13 protein-coding genes are annotated in these 16798 nt (G+C 42.0%); 6 read left to right on the forward strand and 7 right to left on the reverse strand.

Features of this window, described 5'->3' with window-relative positions:
* Positions 1–51: 51 nt before the first annotated feature.
* Positions 52–819: a phycobilisome rod-core linker polypeptide gene (locus HWQ39_RS09045; RefSeq protein WP_292843564.1), complete on the forward strand. Its 768-nt coding sequence runs from the start codon at positions 52–54 to the stop codon at positions 817–819.
* Between the two features lie 228 nt (positions 820–1047).
* On the opposite strand, the gene HWQ39_RS09050 is transcribed toward HWQ39_RS09045, so the two are convergent.
* From HWQ39_RS09050 to HWQ39_RS09075, 6 genes are all read right to left on the reverse strand, one after another.
* Complete coding sequence (locus HWQ39_RS09050) at positions 1048–2061, reverse strand: RluA family pseudouridine synthase (RefSeq protein WP_366932242.1); 1014 nt, start codon at positions 2059–2061, stop codon at positions 1048–1050.
* A 131-nt stretch (positions 2062–2192) separates the two neighbouring features.
* Positions 2193–2852 carry a Uma2 family endonuclease gene (locus HWQ39_RS09055; protein WP_292843565.1) on the reverse strand — a complete coding sequence of 220 codons (660 nt, stop codon included), beginning with the start codon at positions 2850–2852 and terminating at the stop codon, positions 2193–2195.
* Between the two features lie 309 nt (positions 2853–3161).
* Complete coding sequence (locus HWQ39_RS09060) at positions 3162–3512, reverse strand: DUF952 domain-containing protein (protein ID WP_292843749.1); 351 nt, start codon at positions 3510–3512, stop codon at positions 3162–3164.
* A 153-nt stretch (positions 3513–3665) separates the two neighbouring features.
* A complete protein-coding gene (locus HWQ39_RS09065) occupies positions 3666–4202 on the reverse strand; it encodes an HAD family hydrolase (protein ID WP_292843566.1) in 537 nt (178 codons plus the stop codon).
* A 181-nt stretch (positions 4203–4383) separates the two neighbouring features.
* Positions 4384–4806: a KGK domain-containing protein gene (locus tag HWQ39_RS09070; RefSeq protein ID WP_292843567.1), complete on the reverse strand. Its 423-nt coding sequence runs from the start codon at positions 4804–4806 to the stop codon at positions 4384–4386.
* 287 nt (positions 4807–5093) lie between these two features.
* Positions 5094–6611 (reverse strand): thioredoxin-like domain-containing protein, encoded by a 1518-nt coding sequence (locus HWQ39_RS09075; protein ID WP_292843568.1) that lies wholly within the window; start codon positions 6609–6611, stop codon positions 5094–5096.
* A 359-nt stretch (positions 6612–6970) separates the two neighbouring features.
* On the opposite strand from HWQ39_RS09075, the gene HWQ39_RS09080 reads away from it, so the two are divergent.
* The 3 genes from HWQ39_RS09080 to glsA all read left to right on the forward strand — a co-directional run bounded on the left by HWQ39_RS09080 (position 6971) and on the right by glsA (position 9626).
* Positions 6971–7843: an HAD hydrolase family protein gene (locus tag HWQ39_RS09080; protein WP_292843569.1), complete on the forward strand. Its 873-nt coding sequence runs from the start codon at positions 6971–6973 to the stop codon at positions 7841–7843.
* Between the two features lie 140 nt (positions 7844–7983).
* Positions 7984–8682 carry an HAD family hydrolase gene (locus HWQ39_RS09085; protein ID WP_292843570.1) on the forward strand — a complete coding sequence of 233 codons (699 nt, stop codon included), beginning with the start codon at positions 7984–7986 and terminating at the stop codon, positions 8680–8682.
* A 29-nt stretch (positions 8683–8711) separates the two neighbouring features.
* Entirely contained in the window at positions 8712–9626 is a 915-nt protein-coding gene (gene glsA, locus HWQ39_RS09090) for a glutaminase A (RefSeq protein WP_292843571.1), read from the forward strand.
* Here glsA and HWQ39_RS09095 read toward each other — a convergent pair.
* A complete protein-coding gene (locus HWQ39_RS09095; RefSeq protein WP_292843572.1) occupies positions 9591–11258 on the reverse strand; it encodes a hypothetical protein in 1668 nt (555 codons plus the stop codon). The genes glsA and HWQ39_RS09095 overlap by 36 nt on opposite strands.
* A gap of 809 nt (positions 11259–12067) precedes the next feature.
* Between HWQ39_RS09095 and psaA the strand changes: the two genes are divergently transcribed.
* Both psaA and psaB read left to right on the forward strand, forming a co-directional pair.
* Positions 12068–14326, forward strand: coding sequence for a photosystem I core protein PsaA (gene psaA, locus HWQ39_RS09100; RefSeq protein WP_292843573.1), 2259 nt, complete (start codon positions 12068–12070; stop codon positions 14324–14326).
* Between the two features lie 127 nt (positions 14327–14453).
* Positions 14454–16685 (forward strand): photosystem I core protein PsaB, encoded by a 2232-nt coding sequence (gene psaB / locus HWQ39_RS09105; protein WP_292843574.1) that lies wholly within the window; start codon positions 14454–14456, stop codon positions 16683–16685.
* Positions 16686–16798: the final 113 nt, after the last annotated feature.

Genomic DNA, 16798 nt, shown 5'->3' on the forward strand with positions numbered 1-16798 from the left:
AATATGTGATTAAAAGTTGTTAACTTTAATTAAGAACATGGAGGCTTTAGAGTGCCAATTCCTCTGTTAGAATATGAACCTTCAAGTCAAAACCAGCGTGTAGCTGCTTATGAAGTGCCGGGTGATGAACAGCCCAGGAATTTTACTACAGACAATATTCTGTCTCCATCAGATTTAGGCGATCTGATTGAAGCTGCATATCGTCAAATTTTCTTTCATGCCTTTGCTGCCGATCGCGAAACATATTTAGAGTCCCAACTCCGTAATGGACAAATTACAGTGCGGGACTTTATTCGTGGGTTGTTGCTTTCTAATACCTTTAAGAGAAGCTTCTACGACCTCAACAATAATTATCGCTTTGTTGAGCAAGTAATCCAGCGGGTTCTAGGACGCGACCCATACAACGAGCGGGAAAAAATCGCTTGGTCAATTGTAGTTGCGACCAAGGGTATTGTCGGCTTGGTTGATGAAGTACTCAACACTGAAGAGTACCTGAGCAATTTTGGATACTCCACAGTGCCTTATCAGCGCCGTCGGATACTGCCATCTCAATCTGCGGGTGAGTTGCCATTCAACATTAAATCTCCGCGATACGAAGATTACCACCGTACCAAACTGGGTTTCCCCCAAATTATTTGGCAGGTAGAAGTACGCAGATTCCTTCCACAAGAGCAAAAGCCCAAGGCTGGCGATCCAGCTTTGTTCTTAGCTTTGGCACAAAGTATCAATCCAACTGGCAATCCGCCACAACGGATCTCGTCATTCAACATTGATATCGAAAAGTCTGTACCTTATCGGCAACTGTCAGGAATTAAATAACAATTTTTGGTCGGTGGCTGACTAGTACATCCACTTGATTGATTATTTTATAGCGTGCATAAGTCTTGGGTTATGTAGGAGTTTCATTTAGATATAACTAGTGAAACAGACTCTATCCCATGTCTGATGCACGCTAATTGTTAATTGGTATGGGGCATTGGGCATGGGGTATGGTTTTTTTATGCCTAATGATATGTGAAATGGCGTTGCTTTCTGGTGTGGATGGGCTTAAAGCGTAGTTCGTCTTTTTAACATCTCCAAAAGTTTTGTAAAGTGTGCGGGAGGAGTCGCTGTCACTTCAATCAACTCCCCAGATAGAGGATGCTGTAATTTTAGTCGCCAAGCATGGAGTGCTTGACCGGGCAAATTTACTCCTACTGAATGGCCAGAACTATAAACTCGGTCGCCGACAATTGGATGTCCCATTTTGCCACTGTGGACGCGAATTTGATGCGTGCGTCCAGTTTCTAATTGAAAGTGAATTAAAGTGAAGTTACCAAGGCGTTCTAGTACTTGCCAATGAGTGACGGCGACTCGACCGCCTTGTTCAACGGGTATAATCGCCATTTTCTTGCGGTCTTGGGGATGGCGGCCAATGGGTAAATCTATAGTGCCACTTTCAGTTTTTGGCGCACCGTAAACTATACCTAAGTATTCTCGCCGTGCAGTTTTAGCTTTGAGTTGCGCTTGTAAATGACGATGGGCAATATCTGTTTTAGCGATCGCGATCGCTCCCGTTGTATCCTTATCCAATCGATGGACGATTCCTGGACGTTGGATTCCGCCAATTCCTGGTAAATTGGGACAGTGTGCCAATAAAGCATTTACCAAAGTGCCATCTGGATGACCGGGTGCAGGATGGACAACCAAACCTGCGGGTTTGTTGAGAATAAGTAACTGGTCGTCTTCGTAGAGGATATCTAAAGGGATATCTTCTGCAAGCAATTCTAAGGGTTGGACTTCTGGTATTTCGAGAGTGATGCGATCGCCTAACTTGACATTGATCTTCTTAGATGTGCAGACTTGATCGTTAAGTTGCACATTACCCTGTTCAATTAACTGTTGGATGCGGGAACGAGATAAATCTGGTAATTCTTGGGAAAGGAAGCGGTCGAGGCGATCACCTTTAGTATTGACGCAGTGTATCGTATTACTGGAGGGAAGTAGGCTAGGTGCTGCATCCTCCATAACAGAAGACAAGCGATCGCTATTTTCTTGGATTTGTAAATTAAATTCAGTCACAATTGCTCTAGATTAATTCCCCTTCTTTAAGTAAAGCGCGGAAATGCTTTAAAAGAGGAGTTAGAAACTGCGTTTACACAAGCAAAAGCTTGATTCTACCTTACGGATGAGAGTTTGTATAAAGGCGAATTCTATTCGGCTTGACTGTCTTGTATTTGTTCTCTTACCGATTGTCGAAACGCTCTAAGGGCTGAACTCATTCCTGTAGTTCGCGCCATTTGCACAAACTGGGGAATGAGTTCCGTGATAGAAAAAGTAGGAAATGTGGGGCTGATGAGAGACTTCACATATTGCTCACCTTGCAGTAAGCTAATTTCTAGCTTTTTGCTTTCATATTGCCAGATTTCAGGTACTCTCAAAGCTTCGTAGGCACTAATTTGGGTTTTAGAGGTGACATCAATTTCAATCGCCAAATCAGGAGGAGGATCAACAGTTAAGTCGATCCTATCTTTCCCAATCATTAGCTTATAGTTTTGAATACAAAAACAATCATCGGGTTCAATACCTGCACTTATCTCTTTTCGCTTAAAGGTAGTTGAACCTAAAGATTCCCAATTGAGATCGAGTTCATCTAGCAAAGCTTTCACCAAGTCTCCGATGATTACCTTAGATCGCTCATGTTCTGGTAATGGAACCATAATTTCTAACGTTCCTTGGCTGTATGCTACTCGACTCCCGCGATGCTCTCCTAACTCGTTGAGAATTGCTTCAAATACTTGCCAACTCACATTTTTCAGTATTATTCTTTGCCCTGGTGGAACTCGAATTTGTCTGAGTTTAAGAGTAACCATCTGATGTTAGTTGTTAAATAATTTCATTTTTACTCAAGTTTCACATGAGCGAAAAGGGAATTTGGGAAAATTCGATGTAGCAAATGCCCTAGCCAAAAAGCGATCGCTTAAATTCCAATACAGTTCACTTAGAGGATGTTTGAAAAGTCCTGTTGTTGGTAGCAAAAAGTTTTAGATCCCCCTAAATCCCCCTTAAAAAGGGGGACTTTAAGAAGTTAGCCCCCCTTAAAAAGGGGGGCTAGGGGGGATCAATAAGTACCTAAAATCACACCTAACCACTTTTCAAACAACCTTTTAAGCTTGTCTACTTTATTCTAAATCTATAACTTCTTGCGGCAACTCAAATAAACCATCTTCCCCAGCTTCAAAATCAATCACCTGATACACAGCATCAATATTTAACTCACCATAAATATGAGGAAATAATTCGCCTATTTCAGCAGGTTCATAGCGAATTTCAGCTTGTACTTTTTCCGAATCAATAAAAAGTACTACCAATTCTTTTTGATTATCAAAAAACCTCTTAGCAACTTTGAGTATCTGCGTTGATTTTGAGCAATGTATAAAACCTTCACTCTCTAACGAATCAGCACGATATTTACCGAGATTTTTTGCTTGTTCCCATTGTTGGCGTTTGGTAATGTGGAGGATAGTATTCATAGGAAATCTAGGAATTTCTGCGGATTGTAATATTTTCGAAAAATCTTCTAAATTTGTAAAGTCTTTAATTACTTGGGTAGCGCCTACATTTGTTAATTTATTATCACCTATTCCAATAAAGGCAATATTCAACTTATAGGCTGCTTTTACATCCTAAACACCATCACCGACAAAAACAACTTTCTGAAAATTTTCAACTTGATAAGCATTCTCTGCTTTGATAATAGCTGTTTTAATAATATCTTCTCGTGAAAGTGCATCATTAGCTGAAGCCAACGGAATACCTTCTATTTGGATGTTAGATTTTTGAAGTTTTAGTTTAGCAGATTCACGCCAACCACCAGTTGCGATCGCAATGCGCCAATCAGATTCTAACTGCAACTTAGCTAATACATTTGCAGAACCAGAAATTTCGCTGAATAAATCTTGGTTGTTGATAAATGCTTCCTGAAGTAGACTAACAAAACGTGCTTTGAGTCTGACTAACTCTTCATTTGAAGGAAGACGTTCTAATTTTTCTTGGAAAATTTGCTGGGTAATTCCAGAATCCGTGGTGTATGCGTATTCAGCCCAGTTTGTATTTATACCAAAAATACCAAATTCAAGTGCAAAAGCACGTACAAAACAATTTTCATCAATTTTGTTGGTATTAGTCAGTGTACCATCAATATCAAAAATTACTAACTGCATACAAGCGATCGCTCTACAAGATTATTCTTAAAAATTTCATATCCAGAGGCTAAAGCTGTAATACAGCCTACTTAAGACTTACTTTATAAATTCTCTCTTAGAAACGAGTCAATCAGTGCGATCGCAGCCTATTTTTTTGCTTATTACCATTATTCGCGTTTCGTGATATGAAGGATAATATTCATGTTGCTTCTATCATTTTACGAATATCATCTAAAGAAGATTCAGGTTTAGCAGATTCATCAGGATAAAATTCCAGATATAATCTATATTTATCTATAGTGGCATTTGATATATATATTTTAATTTTTAGTTTGCCTTTTTGCCAGCCTCTACTGCTAATTTTAAGTATCTGGCAATCTATAACTAAATTTAATTTAACTTCATCTATTTTGATAATCTCTTGACTAACAGATAGTTGCTTGAAAAATTCAGAAATTTGAGTGTTAGCATTTTGAAGTGAGTATAAATAAGAAGCACTATGACGTTCCCACTTGCTGTAAATCTGTTCCTGAACTAATTCCTTTAATCTGCTGACTTTAAAAGTATCTTTCTCTAAAAGTACAACATCATCACAGTCTAGAGTAATGAATTTATTCTTCATATCAATGTAGTCAATTTAGAGTGGACAATAATGGCTTGATAATTTAAGCTTACTCCTAGCTTATTATGCAATTTTGTTTACATCAAGTTAGTGAAAATACTTAAGTAGCTTGTAGAAAAATATTGTTGAGTATTTATCTAGCGATCGCTCAACAACATTCCTAAATAAGTTACGAACAAAAAGATCCCCGACTTCTTCAAGAAGTCGGGGATCTGAGCCTCTGGATTTTTGCAAAATTACGCGCAGACACAGAGCTTTATTTTGCATCTTTGCGTGAGGTTATCATTCTATAAATTCTGCGGAATACAAACATCCGGCGCACATAAACCTGGAAATTGCAGCGTCGTCACCTCAAACGTATTCAAATCTACACGGCGAATAGCATGGTTATTAGTATCAGCAATATATAAATGTGAACTCAAAACACTCAATCCTGAAGGTTCAAAAAAGCGGCTATTCTTAGCTTTGCCATTTTGTAAACCAGCAGAACCATCTCCTAAAACTGTTTGACAATTCCCTGTACTGGGACTAACTAATTTAATTTTATGATTATAGGTATCTGCCACCCACAGAAAATTATCAGCATATTCCACTCCTAAACAGTGTTGTAAACGGACATCTTCACCTTGTCCATCTATATCACCAAAACCAAATAAACTCCCACTACCGCAAACAGTTCGCACTTGGTACGGTTCTACAATTCCCACACCGCGAATTGAACTAACTTCACTGTCAGCAATATATAACTCTTGTCCATTATTAGTAATACCGCTAGGTTGAGCAAAGGCAGATTCGGTAAGTGAACCATCAATACACCCTTCTGCACCAGTACCAGCATAAGTTTTGATGATGCTGGTTTCCAAATCCATTTGCCAAATTTGATGTGGCCCAGCCATTGCAATAAACAGAATATTTCCCACTTTTACTAAATCCCAAGGGGAATTCAGCGCGGTTTCTAAACCAGCACCGCTATGAGGATGAATATTGCGGCTTTGTTCACCAGTTCCCGCGATCGCTTCCACAACTTGACGCTTTAAATCAACTCGCCGCAGGGTATGATTTTCTGTATCAGCAACATAAAGAATCTGATTTTCAGCATCATAAGCCATTCCCTGGGGTGCAAAAAACTGCGCTTCGTTAAAAGCACCATCGGTTAATCCGGGTTTTCCAGTACCCATTAAATGTAGAATTTCTCCGTCGAAGCTACTCATAACTAGGCGGTGATGTCCAGAATCAGCAATGAATAAACCTGTTGGAGTAGCTAGAACTTTACCAGGAAAAGCTAGGGGTGTGATTAATGGTTGTCGTTGTTTTTCTAAAGTCAAGCTGATTTCTTGGAAATTAATTGTGCCTTTATTTTGGTGTTGTTGAATTAACTTTTGAATCAACTCGTCTAAAGTGTCACGGTTTCCTTCACCAGAAATCTGACCAATCACGTAACCTTCTGGATCAATAATTATTAATGTTGGCCAAGCACGCACAGCATACTCTTGCCAAATCTGAAAACCTCTGTCAACTACAACTGAATGTTCAATGTCGTAGCGCAGAATAGCTTGGCGGATATTTTCTGTTTCTTTTTCATTTTCAAATTTGGCAGAGTGAACGCCGATAATAGTAAGACTATCTTTATATTTTTGTTCTAAATATTTTAGATTTGGCAGAATATGCAGACAATTGATGCAACAGTATGTCCAAAAGTCTAAGATTACGACTCTACCTTTGAGTTTTTTAATAGATAAAGGTTTATCGGTGTTTAGCCAAGAGTAATTTTGTGGTAATTCTGGCGCTCTAACACGGGGAATCATAAAGTATCCTTTGCTAAAGTTAGCTCATCACTTTAACTTTAAATTCAGAGGGGTTTTTATGCAGATTTTACTGTCTTTATACACAATAAAAGGTAGACAATGCCTTATAGGTTGTTTGAAAAGTGGTTAGCCGTGATTTTAGGCACTAACTGATCCCCCCTAGCCCCCCTTTTTAAGGGGGGCTAGGGGGGATCTAGAACGTTTTGTTACCGAGAAGAAAACTTTTAAAACATCCTCTTAGATTACTTAAACTAAAGTCTGCAAATAGTCAAATTTCATTCTTCTATATTACAGTACATCTATCGATTTATCATAATTTAAAGTATAATTATCCTCTCAATCAATGTCAGCTAAAGTTTATGAACACTCTCTATGTTTCCGATTTAGACGGTACATTGCTTGGAGATAATGCAATTCTTTCTTCGTTCAGCAAAAAAATCCTTTCTGAACTCTTGCATCAAGGACTCCAGTTTACTGTAGCTAGTGCGCGTAGCGTTGTTTCTATGCAGGCTATTCTGAAAGATTTGAATCTTCGTCTCCCAATTATCGAATTTAATGGTGCTTTTATTTCTGATTTAGATTCTGGTAGACATGAAATCATCAACTCTATTTGTCCTTCTGTTGTTGAAAGCATCTACAAACTTATCTTGGAGTTTGGTTGTGTTCCGTTTATATCTAGTTTTAATGGCACGGAAGATTGTGTTTACTATAAAGATGTAATGAACGATGGAATGATTTGGCATATTAACGATCGCCTAGCCAGCAAAGACCGAAGGTTGCGATCAATTGAAGATTTGACGCTTTCTTTTAGCGATCAAATTGTTTGTTTAACAGTGATTGGTCACGCACACGAATTACTCGAACTTCAAGGCGCGATTATTGAAAGACATGAAACTAACGTAGAGACACACTTGATGGAAAACCAATACTCTCCAGGATGGTATTGGTTAACAATTCATGACTGCAAAGCGACAAAAGGCCAAGCTATTCGGACTCTGGTAGAAAATTATGGATTACAGGAAAGTGAGATTGTAGTTTTTGGCGATCAAATTAATGACATAAAAATGTTCAAGATTGCTAATCATGCTATTGCAGTTGCTAACGCAGATGCGAAACTCAAGCGTTACGCGACATTATTAATTGGTTCAAATATAGAAGATAGTGTTGTTAAATATATTCATCAAGATTGGTCAAATAGATATGCTTTGAAATCTGAGTTTGATATTGGCTAGTAGTCTGTCCCTTTAATTCCCACGGTTAGAGAGACACGATAAATCGCCGTCTCTACAGAAAATTTATTCATCAATTATTTATTGACAGACTGCTAGTAGTATAGGGATTGAAATTGCTTAGTTTCTTTTAGGAGTTATATATGCTTGGGGTAATATTTGATCTAGATGGAACTCTTTGGAATATATCTAGTATATGTGCAGATGCTTGGAATCAAGCAATTAAGATTGCTAATATTCCGAGAACTCCTATTACTGAGGATGATATTAATGGGGTAAGTGGTCTTCCATTTATAGAGTGCATAAAAAATATTTTTTCAGACATAGAAGAGGGAAATATTGATAAATTTTCTCTTTTAATAGAAGACTGTGAAAAGCAAGAGATAAAAACTAGAGGTGGAACTTTATACAAAGGAGTTTTAGAATATTTAGATACTTTGTCCGGTCAGTTTCCCTTGTTTTTAGTCAGCAATTGTGAATATTGGTACTTACAGGTATTTCTTTCTATGTCTTTAAATACTAATAATACAAACAAAACTTTTAGGGATATATTTGTAGACTCAGAGTGTTTTGGCAGAACTCAAAAACCTAAGGCTGAAAATATTATTGCAATCTGTCAGCGTAATAGCTTGAAAAAGGCAATTTATATTGGAGATACAGAAAGTGATAGATTAGCGGCTATGAAAGCAGGGGTTGATTTTATTCACGCCTCCTATGGATTTGGTTATGTAGAATCAGCAAATTTAAAGAGTGCAGCTTCTTTTAGTGAAGTTGTCGATATACTGTTAACTCTTATCAATCCACCATCAGTAGCGATAGAAAATATTACAACGAGTTTATAAACTAGAAATGGTTTTAGCGGATATCACTTTTGAAAAGACTTGACAGACTAACGACTACAGAGGTGTCAGCTTGGGTACAACAAGCGAAAAATAAAGCCGAACACGGAAAAGTTATCGATCGCATTCCGCAATTAGCTAAAGCTTATCCTAGTTGGTTTGCAGTTCACATCTGCTGTAAATCGGGCAAAACCATCAGTTTTGGGGATACAGCTTGTGTTTTCCCGCTAATGAGCGTGATTAAGACATTTTCCCTACTTTATCTGCTAGAACATCTCGGAGCAGAAACAGTTTTTGGCTGGGTTGGGGTGGAACCATCGGATGCACCCTTCAATTCTTTAGAACAATTAGTTAGCGATCGCGGCCGCCCCCGCAACCCTATGATTAATAGTGGGGCAATTACCTTGTCTGATAAGTTACCAGGAAAGGATGCTAATCAACGTACTTTTTTATTTTGTCAATGGCTTAACCAATTAGCCGGTTGCCAACTAAGCTTAGATGAGATAATGCTGGCTTCAGTGCGATTAACACGCTCAAAGGTTAATGAAGCGATCGCAAACTATCTTGGCGAAGCCGGTTATCTCGAAAATATTGAAATAGCACTTGACACATACGAGCAAATATGCTCTATGTCTGGGCGAGTTGAAGATTTAGCCCTGTTGGGAAAACTGTTAGCTTTTGACAATGGCTGTATATCACCACAAAACCGCCGAATTGTCAATGCTGTGATGTTAACTTGTGGATTGTACGAAGCTTCTGCCGAGTTTGCAGTCAGAATTGGTCTACCAATGAAATCAGGCATTGGTGGTGGACTTGTAGCAATAGTACCAGGTGAGGGAGCGATCGCTTGTTACAGTCCCGCCTTGGATAATATCGGAAATCCTGTAGGTGCGATCGCATTTGTTGAGGTTTTAGCGCAAGAGTTGCAGTTGAGTGTCTTTGGTTGATTTTGTTGTAGGTAACGGCGTTGATTCAGGAGTTGGTGTTACCTCTGGCTGTGCTTCTGGTGTCGGAGACTCAATAATCTCTGGCAGCGTGGGTGGCAAACTCGGAGATGGCGCAGCTGTTACTTGTGGGGTAGGAACTTTACCAGCCTCACGGTTGAAATATCCACTAAATCTAGATTTAGTTGATTTAGGCGCAACTTTTTCAGGTAACGGCGTTGACTCAGGAGTTGGCGTTACCGTTGGCTGTGGTTCTGGTGTTGGCGTAATTATTTCTGGTGCTGGAGACTCAATAATCTCTGGCGGCGTGGGTGGCAAACTAAGAGATGGTGTAACTGGTGTTTGTGGGGTAGTGACCTTACCAGCCCCACGGTTGAAAAATCCGTCCAATCTAGGTTTTGTTGGTTTAGGCGCAACTTTTTCAGATAACGGCGTAGATTCAGGAGTTGGCGTTACCGTTGGCTGTGGTTCTGGAGACTCAATAATTTCTGCTGGTGTCGGGGACAAGCTAGGAGATGGTGCAGCCGTTGGAACTTCTAATTTTGGTTTTTCTGGCTGTGTTTTGGATTCTTTGGGAATTTTCGTTTCAGGAATGGGCTGTTTTTCTACCTTGGGTTGTATTTGGGGTGTTTTTTCAACAGAAGGTGTAGGTATGGGTTTAGGTACAGGTCTATAATTCTGGTCTACAATAGGGCGCACTTCCGCTACTGTGAGTTCTCCTCTAATAATTCTCGATAGAGTATCTTTACCCTTTGGCTGGTAGTCAATTAATGTAACTGGGGTATTAAAGGCATTTTTGACAGCATTTCCCTGATTATCGAGAAATTCCAGTTTTACCCAATTTTTTCCTGGATGGAAGCCTTTAAGGTAAACTGCCTGCCAGCGATCGAAAATAAAGCTTTCACCATTAATTGTGACGCGAATCCGCCAATCACTAAATCCTTCGTTAGCGTTTTCCTTCAGGGCGAGATGTAGGGGCGCGTTAGTTAGGTAAAAGTCCAGTAAGATTGGTTCTGTTCCGTAGTTACCTTGAGGATTGCTGTAAGTTAGCAGAGGTAATTTGGAATCTGGATTGTTATCGTCAGTTTTTGTGAAAACGTGAAATGTTGTCTGGGCATAAGCGCCTTCATTTTTGAAGCTTTCATCCCAAGGACGAGAGGCAAAGACGCGCAGGGTATGAGTACCTGGAGACAAGTCTGGCAAAACCAAAGGCTGATTCAGGTCGTAAACAGCTATATGAGGTTGATTATCCAGAATTACGTGTAGATGGGGCCCTAGTTGTAATTGTGGATCTTTAAATATTGGTAGATCCTTTACCTGAAAACTGGCTGTAACTTCATTATTTTGGAAAACTTCATCAGGCTGTGGAGTAACAATTGTCACTTGTGGCTGATAAACTTCCAAAATTGGACGCAGTTCTTGGATAACATCTGGTGGGGAAACTTCCGAAAACTGCTTAGAAATTTGAGAAATCTGAGGAGAGTTTTCTTTATAGATAGTAGATACTTCCTGGCTAGCGACTTTCTCGCCGCAACTGGTCAAGCTTAATACCAGCACCAATGTCATTACCCACCTGAGAATCGAGAACCTCTCAGGGAGAAATTTCTCTAACACCCTTTTCAGCCACGAGTTCATGTGTTGTACCCAGTGATAGTCTTCGATAATTGACAGATTTATTTTGGCTCAAACTGTCCATCTGGAACTATAGCCCAAAAGGTGAAACCTGCCTCATATCGCATGGTTTTCTTGTGTATCTCAGGAAATTTTAACGGGTTGCGCTGATTCCTCTGGAACTTTTCTCAGATGAAGTTGGGGACTGGGAACTGGGGATTGGGCAAGAAATTCTTTTAAGATTCTCTGGGGGTATGAATCCCTGACTTTCCACATAACGTGAAAAGTCCACCAAAAACTTAACCCCCTAACCCCCAACTCGTCGCGGGAAGGGGGAAAATTCAAAGTCTCTCTCCTTTTTCCAGATGCCGTGAAAAGTCAGGTATTGAATCCACATACCTGTATTCCCAATATCCATTCCCGATTTTAAAAAAAGTCATATTACTTACAGCGTTTTACTTAATAAAATTGAAAGATGACATAAATGTTCATGAGTAATCGTAGTAAAAGCTGGAACATTGGCTATGTAGAGCCAAACCATAAATCTTACGAATTGTTATCCTTTGTAAATTAAATAGATAATCTATTGACTTTTGGACAAAAAGTTTGAAGTTAAAAGCCAGTTAAGGCAGGAATTCCAGCAATATTTGGGCAAGTTTGAATTATTGTTAAAATATCTCTAACAATGTACAAGTGAAGACTCTATAATTCAACGAGAAACAACTCTCCACATGGGGTCTTCATCGGAGCTTCAGTAAAATTCTGGAGTAGTCGGTAATGGTTCATTTTGTGGTATTAATGATTCCTCATTCCTTATCAAGAGAGGAGGTCGAATGACAATAAGTCCTCCGGAGCGAGAGGAAAAAAAGGCAAGAGTAATCGTCGATAACGATCCAGTTCCAACCTCATTCGAGAAATGGGCGCAACCTGGACACTTTGACAGATCCTTAGCCAGAGGTCCCAAAACCACCACATGGATTTGGAACCTGCACGCACTCGCCCATGATTTTGATACACATACAAGCGATTTAGAAGAGATATCCCGCAAAATATTCTCAGCCCACTTCGGCCACCTGGCTGTAGTGACCATCTGGTTGAGCGGGATGATTTTCCACGGTGCGAAGTTTTCTAACTACGAAGCTTGGTTAAGCGATCCGTTAAACGTTAAGCCAAGTGCCCAAGTTGTTTGGCCCATTGTCGGGCAAGACATTTTAAACGCTGATGTCGGCGGTGGTTTCCACGGGATTCAAATCACCTCCGGTTTGTTCCAAGTATGGCGTGGCTGGGGGATTACAAACTCCTTCCAACTTTACGTAACTGCGATCGGTGGCTTGGTATTAGCAGGCTTATTCCTATTTGCCGGCTGGTTCCACTACCACAAACGCGCTCCCAAACTGGAATGGTTCCAGAATGTGGAATCAATTCTCAACCACCACTTACAAGTGTTGCTAGGTCTTGGTTCCTTGGGATGGGCTGGTCACTTGATCCACGTGTCCGCACCGACCAACAAGCTTTTGGATGCAGGCGTTGCCATCAAAGACATACCCTTGCCTCACGAGTTCATCTTGAACAAAGACTTGTTGACCGAGTTGTATCCCGGCTTTGCTGCTGGTTTAGCACCTTTCTTCACCTTGAACTGGGGTCAGTATGCTGACTTCCTTACCTTCAAGGGCGGTCTGAACCCAGTAACAGGCGGCTTGTGGTTGACTGATATTTCTCATCACCACTTGGCGATCGCAGTTCTCTTTATCATTGCTGGTCATCAATACCGTACCAACTGGGGTATTGGTCACAGCATTAAAGAGATCCTAGAAAACCACAAAGGCCCTTTCACTGGCGAAGGTCACAAAGGTCTCTACGAAAACCTGACCACATCTTGGCACGCTCAATTGGCTACTAACCTAGCCTTCTTGGGTTCGCTGACCATCATCATCGCGCATCACATGTACGCGATGCCCCCCTATCCATATTTGGCAACTGATTACGCTACGCAGTTGTGCATATTCACTCACCATATTTGGATCGGTGGATTCTTGATTGTTGGTGGAGCAGCTCACGCTGCTATCTTCATGGTGCGGGATTACGATCCAGTTGTGAATCAAAACAACTTGCTCGATCGAGTGCTTCGTCACCGGGATGCGATTATTTCCCATCTAAACTGGGTGTCTATTTTCCTCGGCTTCCATAGCTTTGGACTTTACATCCACAACGACACAATGCGTGCATTGGGTCGTCCTCAAGACTTGTTCTCTGATACAGGGATTCAATTGCAGCCAGTATTTGCCCAGTGGATACAAAATATCCACGCCTTGGCTCCTGGTACAACTGCACCCAATGCCCTAGAACCAGTTAGCTATGTCTTTGGCGGCGGTGTCTTGGCTGTTGGTGGCAAAGTGGCAGCTGCACCCATTGTTTTGGGCACAGCGGACTTCTTAATTCACCACATTCACGCTTTCACCATTCACGTCACCGTCCTAATTCTGCTCAAAGGTGTGCTGTTCGCCCGTAGCTCTCGTCTGATTCCAGACAAAGCAAACCTGGGCTTCCGCTTCCCCTGCGACGGGCCTGGTCGTGGCGGTACTTGTCAAGTGTCTGGTTGGGATCACGTATTCCTCGGACTCTTCTGGATGTACAACTCCCTGTCTATCGTAATTTTCCACTTCAGCTGGAAGATGCAATCAGATGTCTGGGGAACCGTAGATGCAGATGGTACTGTGACTCACATCACTGGTGGTAACTTTGCTCAAAGTGCAATTACCATCAACGGTTGGTTACGGGACTTCTTGTGGGCACAAGCTACACAAGTCATCAATTCCTATGGCAGCGCGCTATCTGCTTATGGACTACTCTTCTTAGGCGCTCACTTTGTCTGGGCATTCAGCTTAATGTTCCTGTTCAGTGGTCGCGGCTACTGGCAAGAACTGATTGAGTCCATAGTTTGGGCGCATAATAAACTGAAGGTAGCTCCAGCAATTCAGCCTCGCGCTCTGAGCATTATTCAGGGTCGGGCTGTAGGGGTAGCTCACTACCTCTTAGGAGGAATTGCCACAACTTGGGCATTCTTCCACGCACACATCCTTTCAGTAGGGTAGCAATCAGTTGTGGAGTGCTGAGTGCTGAGTGCTGAGAAAATACTCAAAACTCAGAACTCAGGACTCAAAACTCAGGACTCTAGACGCTGGTATTTGATGGCTAAAGGTCAGAGGATTTATTAAACCTATGGCGACAAAATTTCCGAAATTTAGCCAGGATCTCGCACAGGATCCGACGACTCGTCGGATATGGTATGCGATCGCTACAGGCAACGACTTTGAAACCCATGATGGCATTACAGAGGAAAATCTTTACCAAAAGATTTTCGCTACTCACTTCGGTCACTTGGCAATCATCTTCCTGTGGGCATCCAGCCTCCTGTTCCACGTAGCCTGGCAAGGTAACTTTGAACAGTGGATTAAAGATCCCCTTCACATCCGTCCCATCGCCCACGCGATTTGGGACCCCCACTTTGGTAAACCAGCGATCGAAGCTTTTACCCAAGCGGGCGCTAGCAATCCAGTAAACATTACCTACTCTGGTCTCTACCATTGGTGGTATACCATCGGTATTCGGAATAACGGCGAACTGTACAACGGTTCAGTGTTCTTGCTGTTATTCGCAGCTGTACTGTTGTTCGCTGGTTGGCTACACTTGCAACCCAAGTACCGTCCTAGCTTGGCATGGTTTAAGAGCGCGGAACATCGCCTAAACCACCACTTAGCAGGTTTGTTTGGTGTTAGTTCTTTGGCTTGGGCTGGTCACTTAATTCACGTTGCTGTCCCCGAAGCTCGCGGTCAGCACGTAGGTTGGGATAACTTCCTGAATACCCCACCCCACCCAGCAGGTTTGACACCATTCTTTACAGGCAACTGGGGTGTTTACTCTCAAAACCCTGACACTCCTGGACATATCTTCGGGACATCGCAAGGTGCTGGAACTGCAATTCTGAGTTTCTTGGGTGGTTTCCATCCCCAGACAGAAGCTTTGTGGCTGACTGACATCGCTCATCACCACTTAGCGATCGCGGTTATTTTCATAGTTGCCGGTCACCAGTACCGGACTAACTTCGGAATTGGTCACAGCATCAAAGAAATGCTGAACTCCAAATCCGGTTTAGTACCTGGTACCACCAGTGAAGGTCAGTTCAACCTGCCTCACCAAGGGTTGTACGACACCTATAACAATTCGCTGCACTTCCAGCTGGGTATTCACTTAGCTGCTCTGGGAACGGTCACCTCTCTGGTAGCGCAGCACATGTACGCCATGCCTTCCTACGCATTTATTGCGAAGGACTACACGACTCAGGCAGCGCTATACACGCACCATCAATACATTGCTGGTTTCCTGATCCTTGGTGCTTTTGCTCACGGAGCAATCTTCTGGGTACGTGATTACGATCCAGAGCAAAACAAGGGTAACGTTCTTGAACGTGTACTACAGCACAAAGAAGCGATTATTTCCCACCTCAGCTGGGTATCCCTTTTCTTGGGCTTCCACACCCTTGGTTTGTACGTACATAATGATGTAGTAGTTGCTTTCGGCACTCCTGAAAAGCAAATCTTGATTGAGCCAGTATTTGCTCAATTCGTCCAAGCTGCTAACGGTAAAGTACTGTACGGTTTAGACACCTTACTATCTAACCCCGATAGTATTGCTTACACAGCATGGCCCAACTACGCTAACGTGTGGTTGCCAGGCTGGTTAGATGCCATCAATGCTGGTACTAACTCCCTGTTCTTGACAATTGGCCCTGGCGACTTCTTGGTACACCATGCGATCGCCTTAGGTCTGCACACCACCACCTTGATCTTGGTCAAAGGTGCTTTGGATGCCCGTGGTTCTAAGCTGATGCCCGATAAAAAGGACTTCGGCTATGCCTTCCCTTGCGACGGCCCCGGTCGTGGCGGTACTTGCGACATCTCAGCTTGGGATTCCTTCTACCTCGCTACATTCTGGATGCTCAACACCCTTGGTTGGGTTACGTTCTACTGGCATTGGAAACATCTAGGTATTTGGCAAGGCAACGTAGCTCAGTTCAATGAGAACTCTACATATCTCATGGGCTGGTTCCGCGATTACCTCTGGGCTAACTCTGCTCAGTTGATTAACGGTTACAACCCTTACGGCGTGAATAACCTGTCTGTCTGGGCTTGGATGTTCCTGTTTGGACACCTAGTTTGGGCTACTGGCTTCATGTTCTTAATCTCCTGGAGAGGTTATTGGCAAGAGTTGATTGAAACCCTTGTTTGGGCACACGAACGCACTCCTCTCGCTAACCTAGTTCGCTGGAAAGACAAGCCCGTGGCTCTGTCCATTGTTCAAGCTCGTGTAGTTGGTCTAGCTCACTTCACTGTTGGCTATATCGTAACTTACGCCGCATTCTTGATTGCTTCTACTGCTGGTAAGTTCGGTTAATTCGGCTGCTAGTTTTGTAGATAAGTAATAAAAATCCCCTGCCGGAAGGTGGGGGATTTTTTTTTGGTTTTGGGTGCAGAGGATGGGAAAAATAAAGAAGGGGCGGGCAAGAT

The sequence above is a fragment of the Nostoc sp. NMS8 genome, assembly GCF_017115045.1.
Taxonomy (GTDB): Bacteria; Cyanobacteriota; Cyanobacteriia; order Cyanobacteriales; family Nostocaceae; genus Nostoc.

What these genes read in the sequence shown, in the direction of transcription:
- HWQ39_RS09055 (WP_292843565.1), bottom strand. Translation starts at nt 2,852, where the DNA reads ATGGTTACTCTTAAACTCAGACAAATTCGAGTTCCACCAGGGCAAAGA.
- HWQ39_RS09060 (WP_292843749.1), bottom strand. Translation starts at nt 3,512, where the DNA reads ATGAATACTATCCTCCACATTACCAAACGCCAACAATGGGAACAAGCA.
- HWQ39_RS09065 (WP_292843566.1), bottom strand. Translation starts at nt 4,202, where the DNA reads ATGCAGTTAGTAATTTTTGATATTGATGGTACACTGACTAATACCAAC.
- HWQ39_RS09070 (WP_292843567.1), bottom strand. Translation starts at nt 4,806, where the DNA reads ATGAAGAATAAATTCATTACTCTAGACTGTGATGATGTTGTACTTTTA.
- HWQ39_RS09075 (WP_292843568.1), bottom strand. Translation starts at nt 6,611, where the DNA reads ATGATTCCCCGTGTTAGAGCGCCAGAATTACCACAAAATTACTCTTGG.
- HWQ39_RS09080 (WP_292843569.1), top strand. Translation starts at nt 6,971, where the DNA reads ATGAACACTCTCTATGTTTCCGATTTAGACGGTACATTGCTTGGAGAT.
- HWQ39_RS09085 (WP_292843570.1), top strand. Translation starts at nt 7,984, where the DNA reads ATGCTTGGGGTAATATTTGATCTAGATGGAACTCTTTGGAATATATCT.
- HWQ39_RS09095 (WP_292843572.1), bottom strand. Translation starts at nt 11,258, where the DNA reads ATGAACTCGTGGCTGAAAAGGGTGTTAGAGAAATTTCTCCCTGAGAGG.
- psaA (WP_292843573.1), top strand. Translation starts at nt 12,068, where the DNA reads ATGACAATAAGTCCTCCGGAGCGAGAGGAAAAAAAGGCAAGAGTAATC.
- psaB (WP_292843574.1), top strand. Translation starts at nt 14,454, where the DNA reads ATGGCGACAAAATTTCCGAAATTTAGCCAGGATCTCGCACAGGATCCG.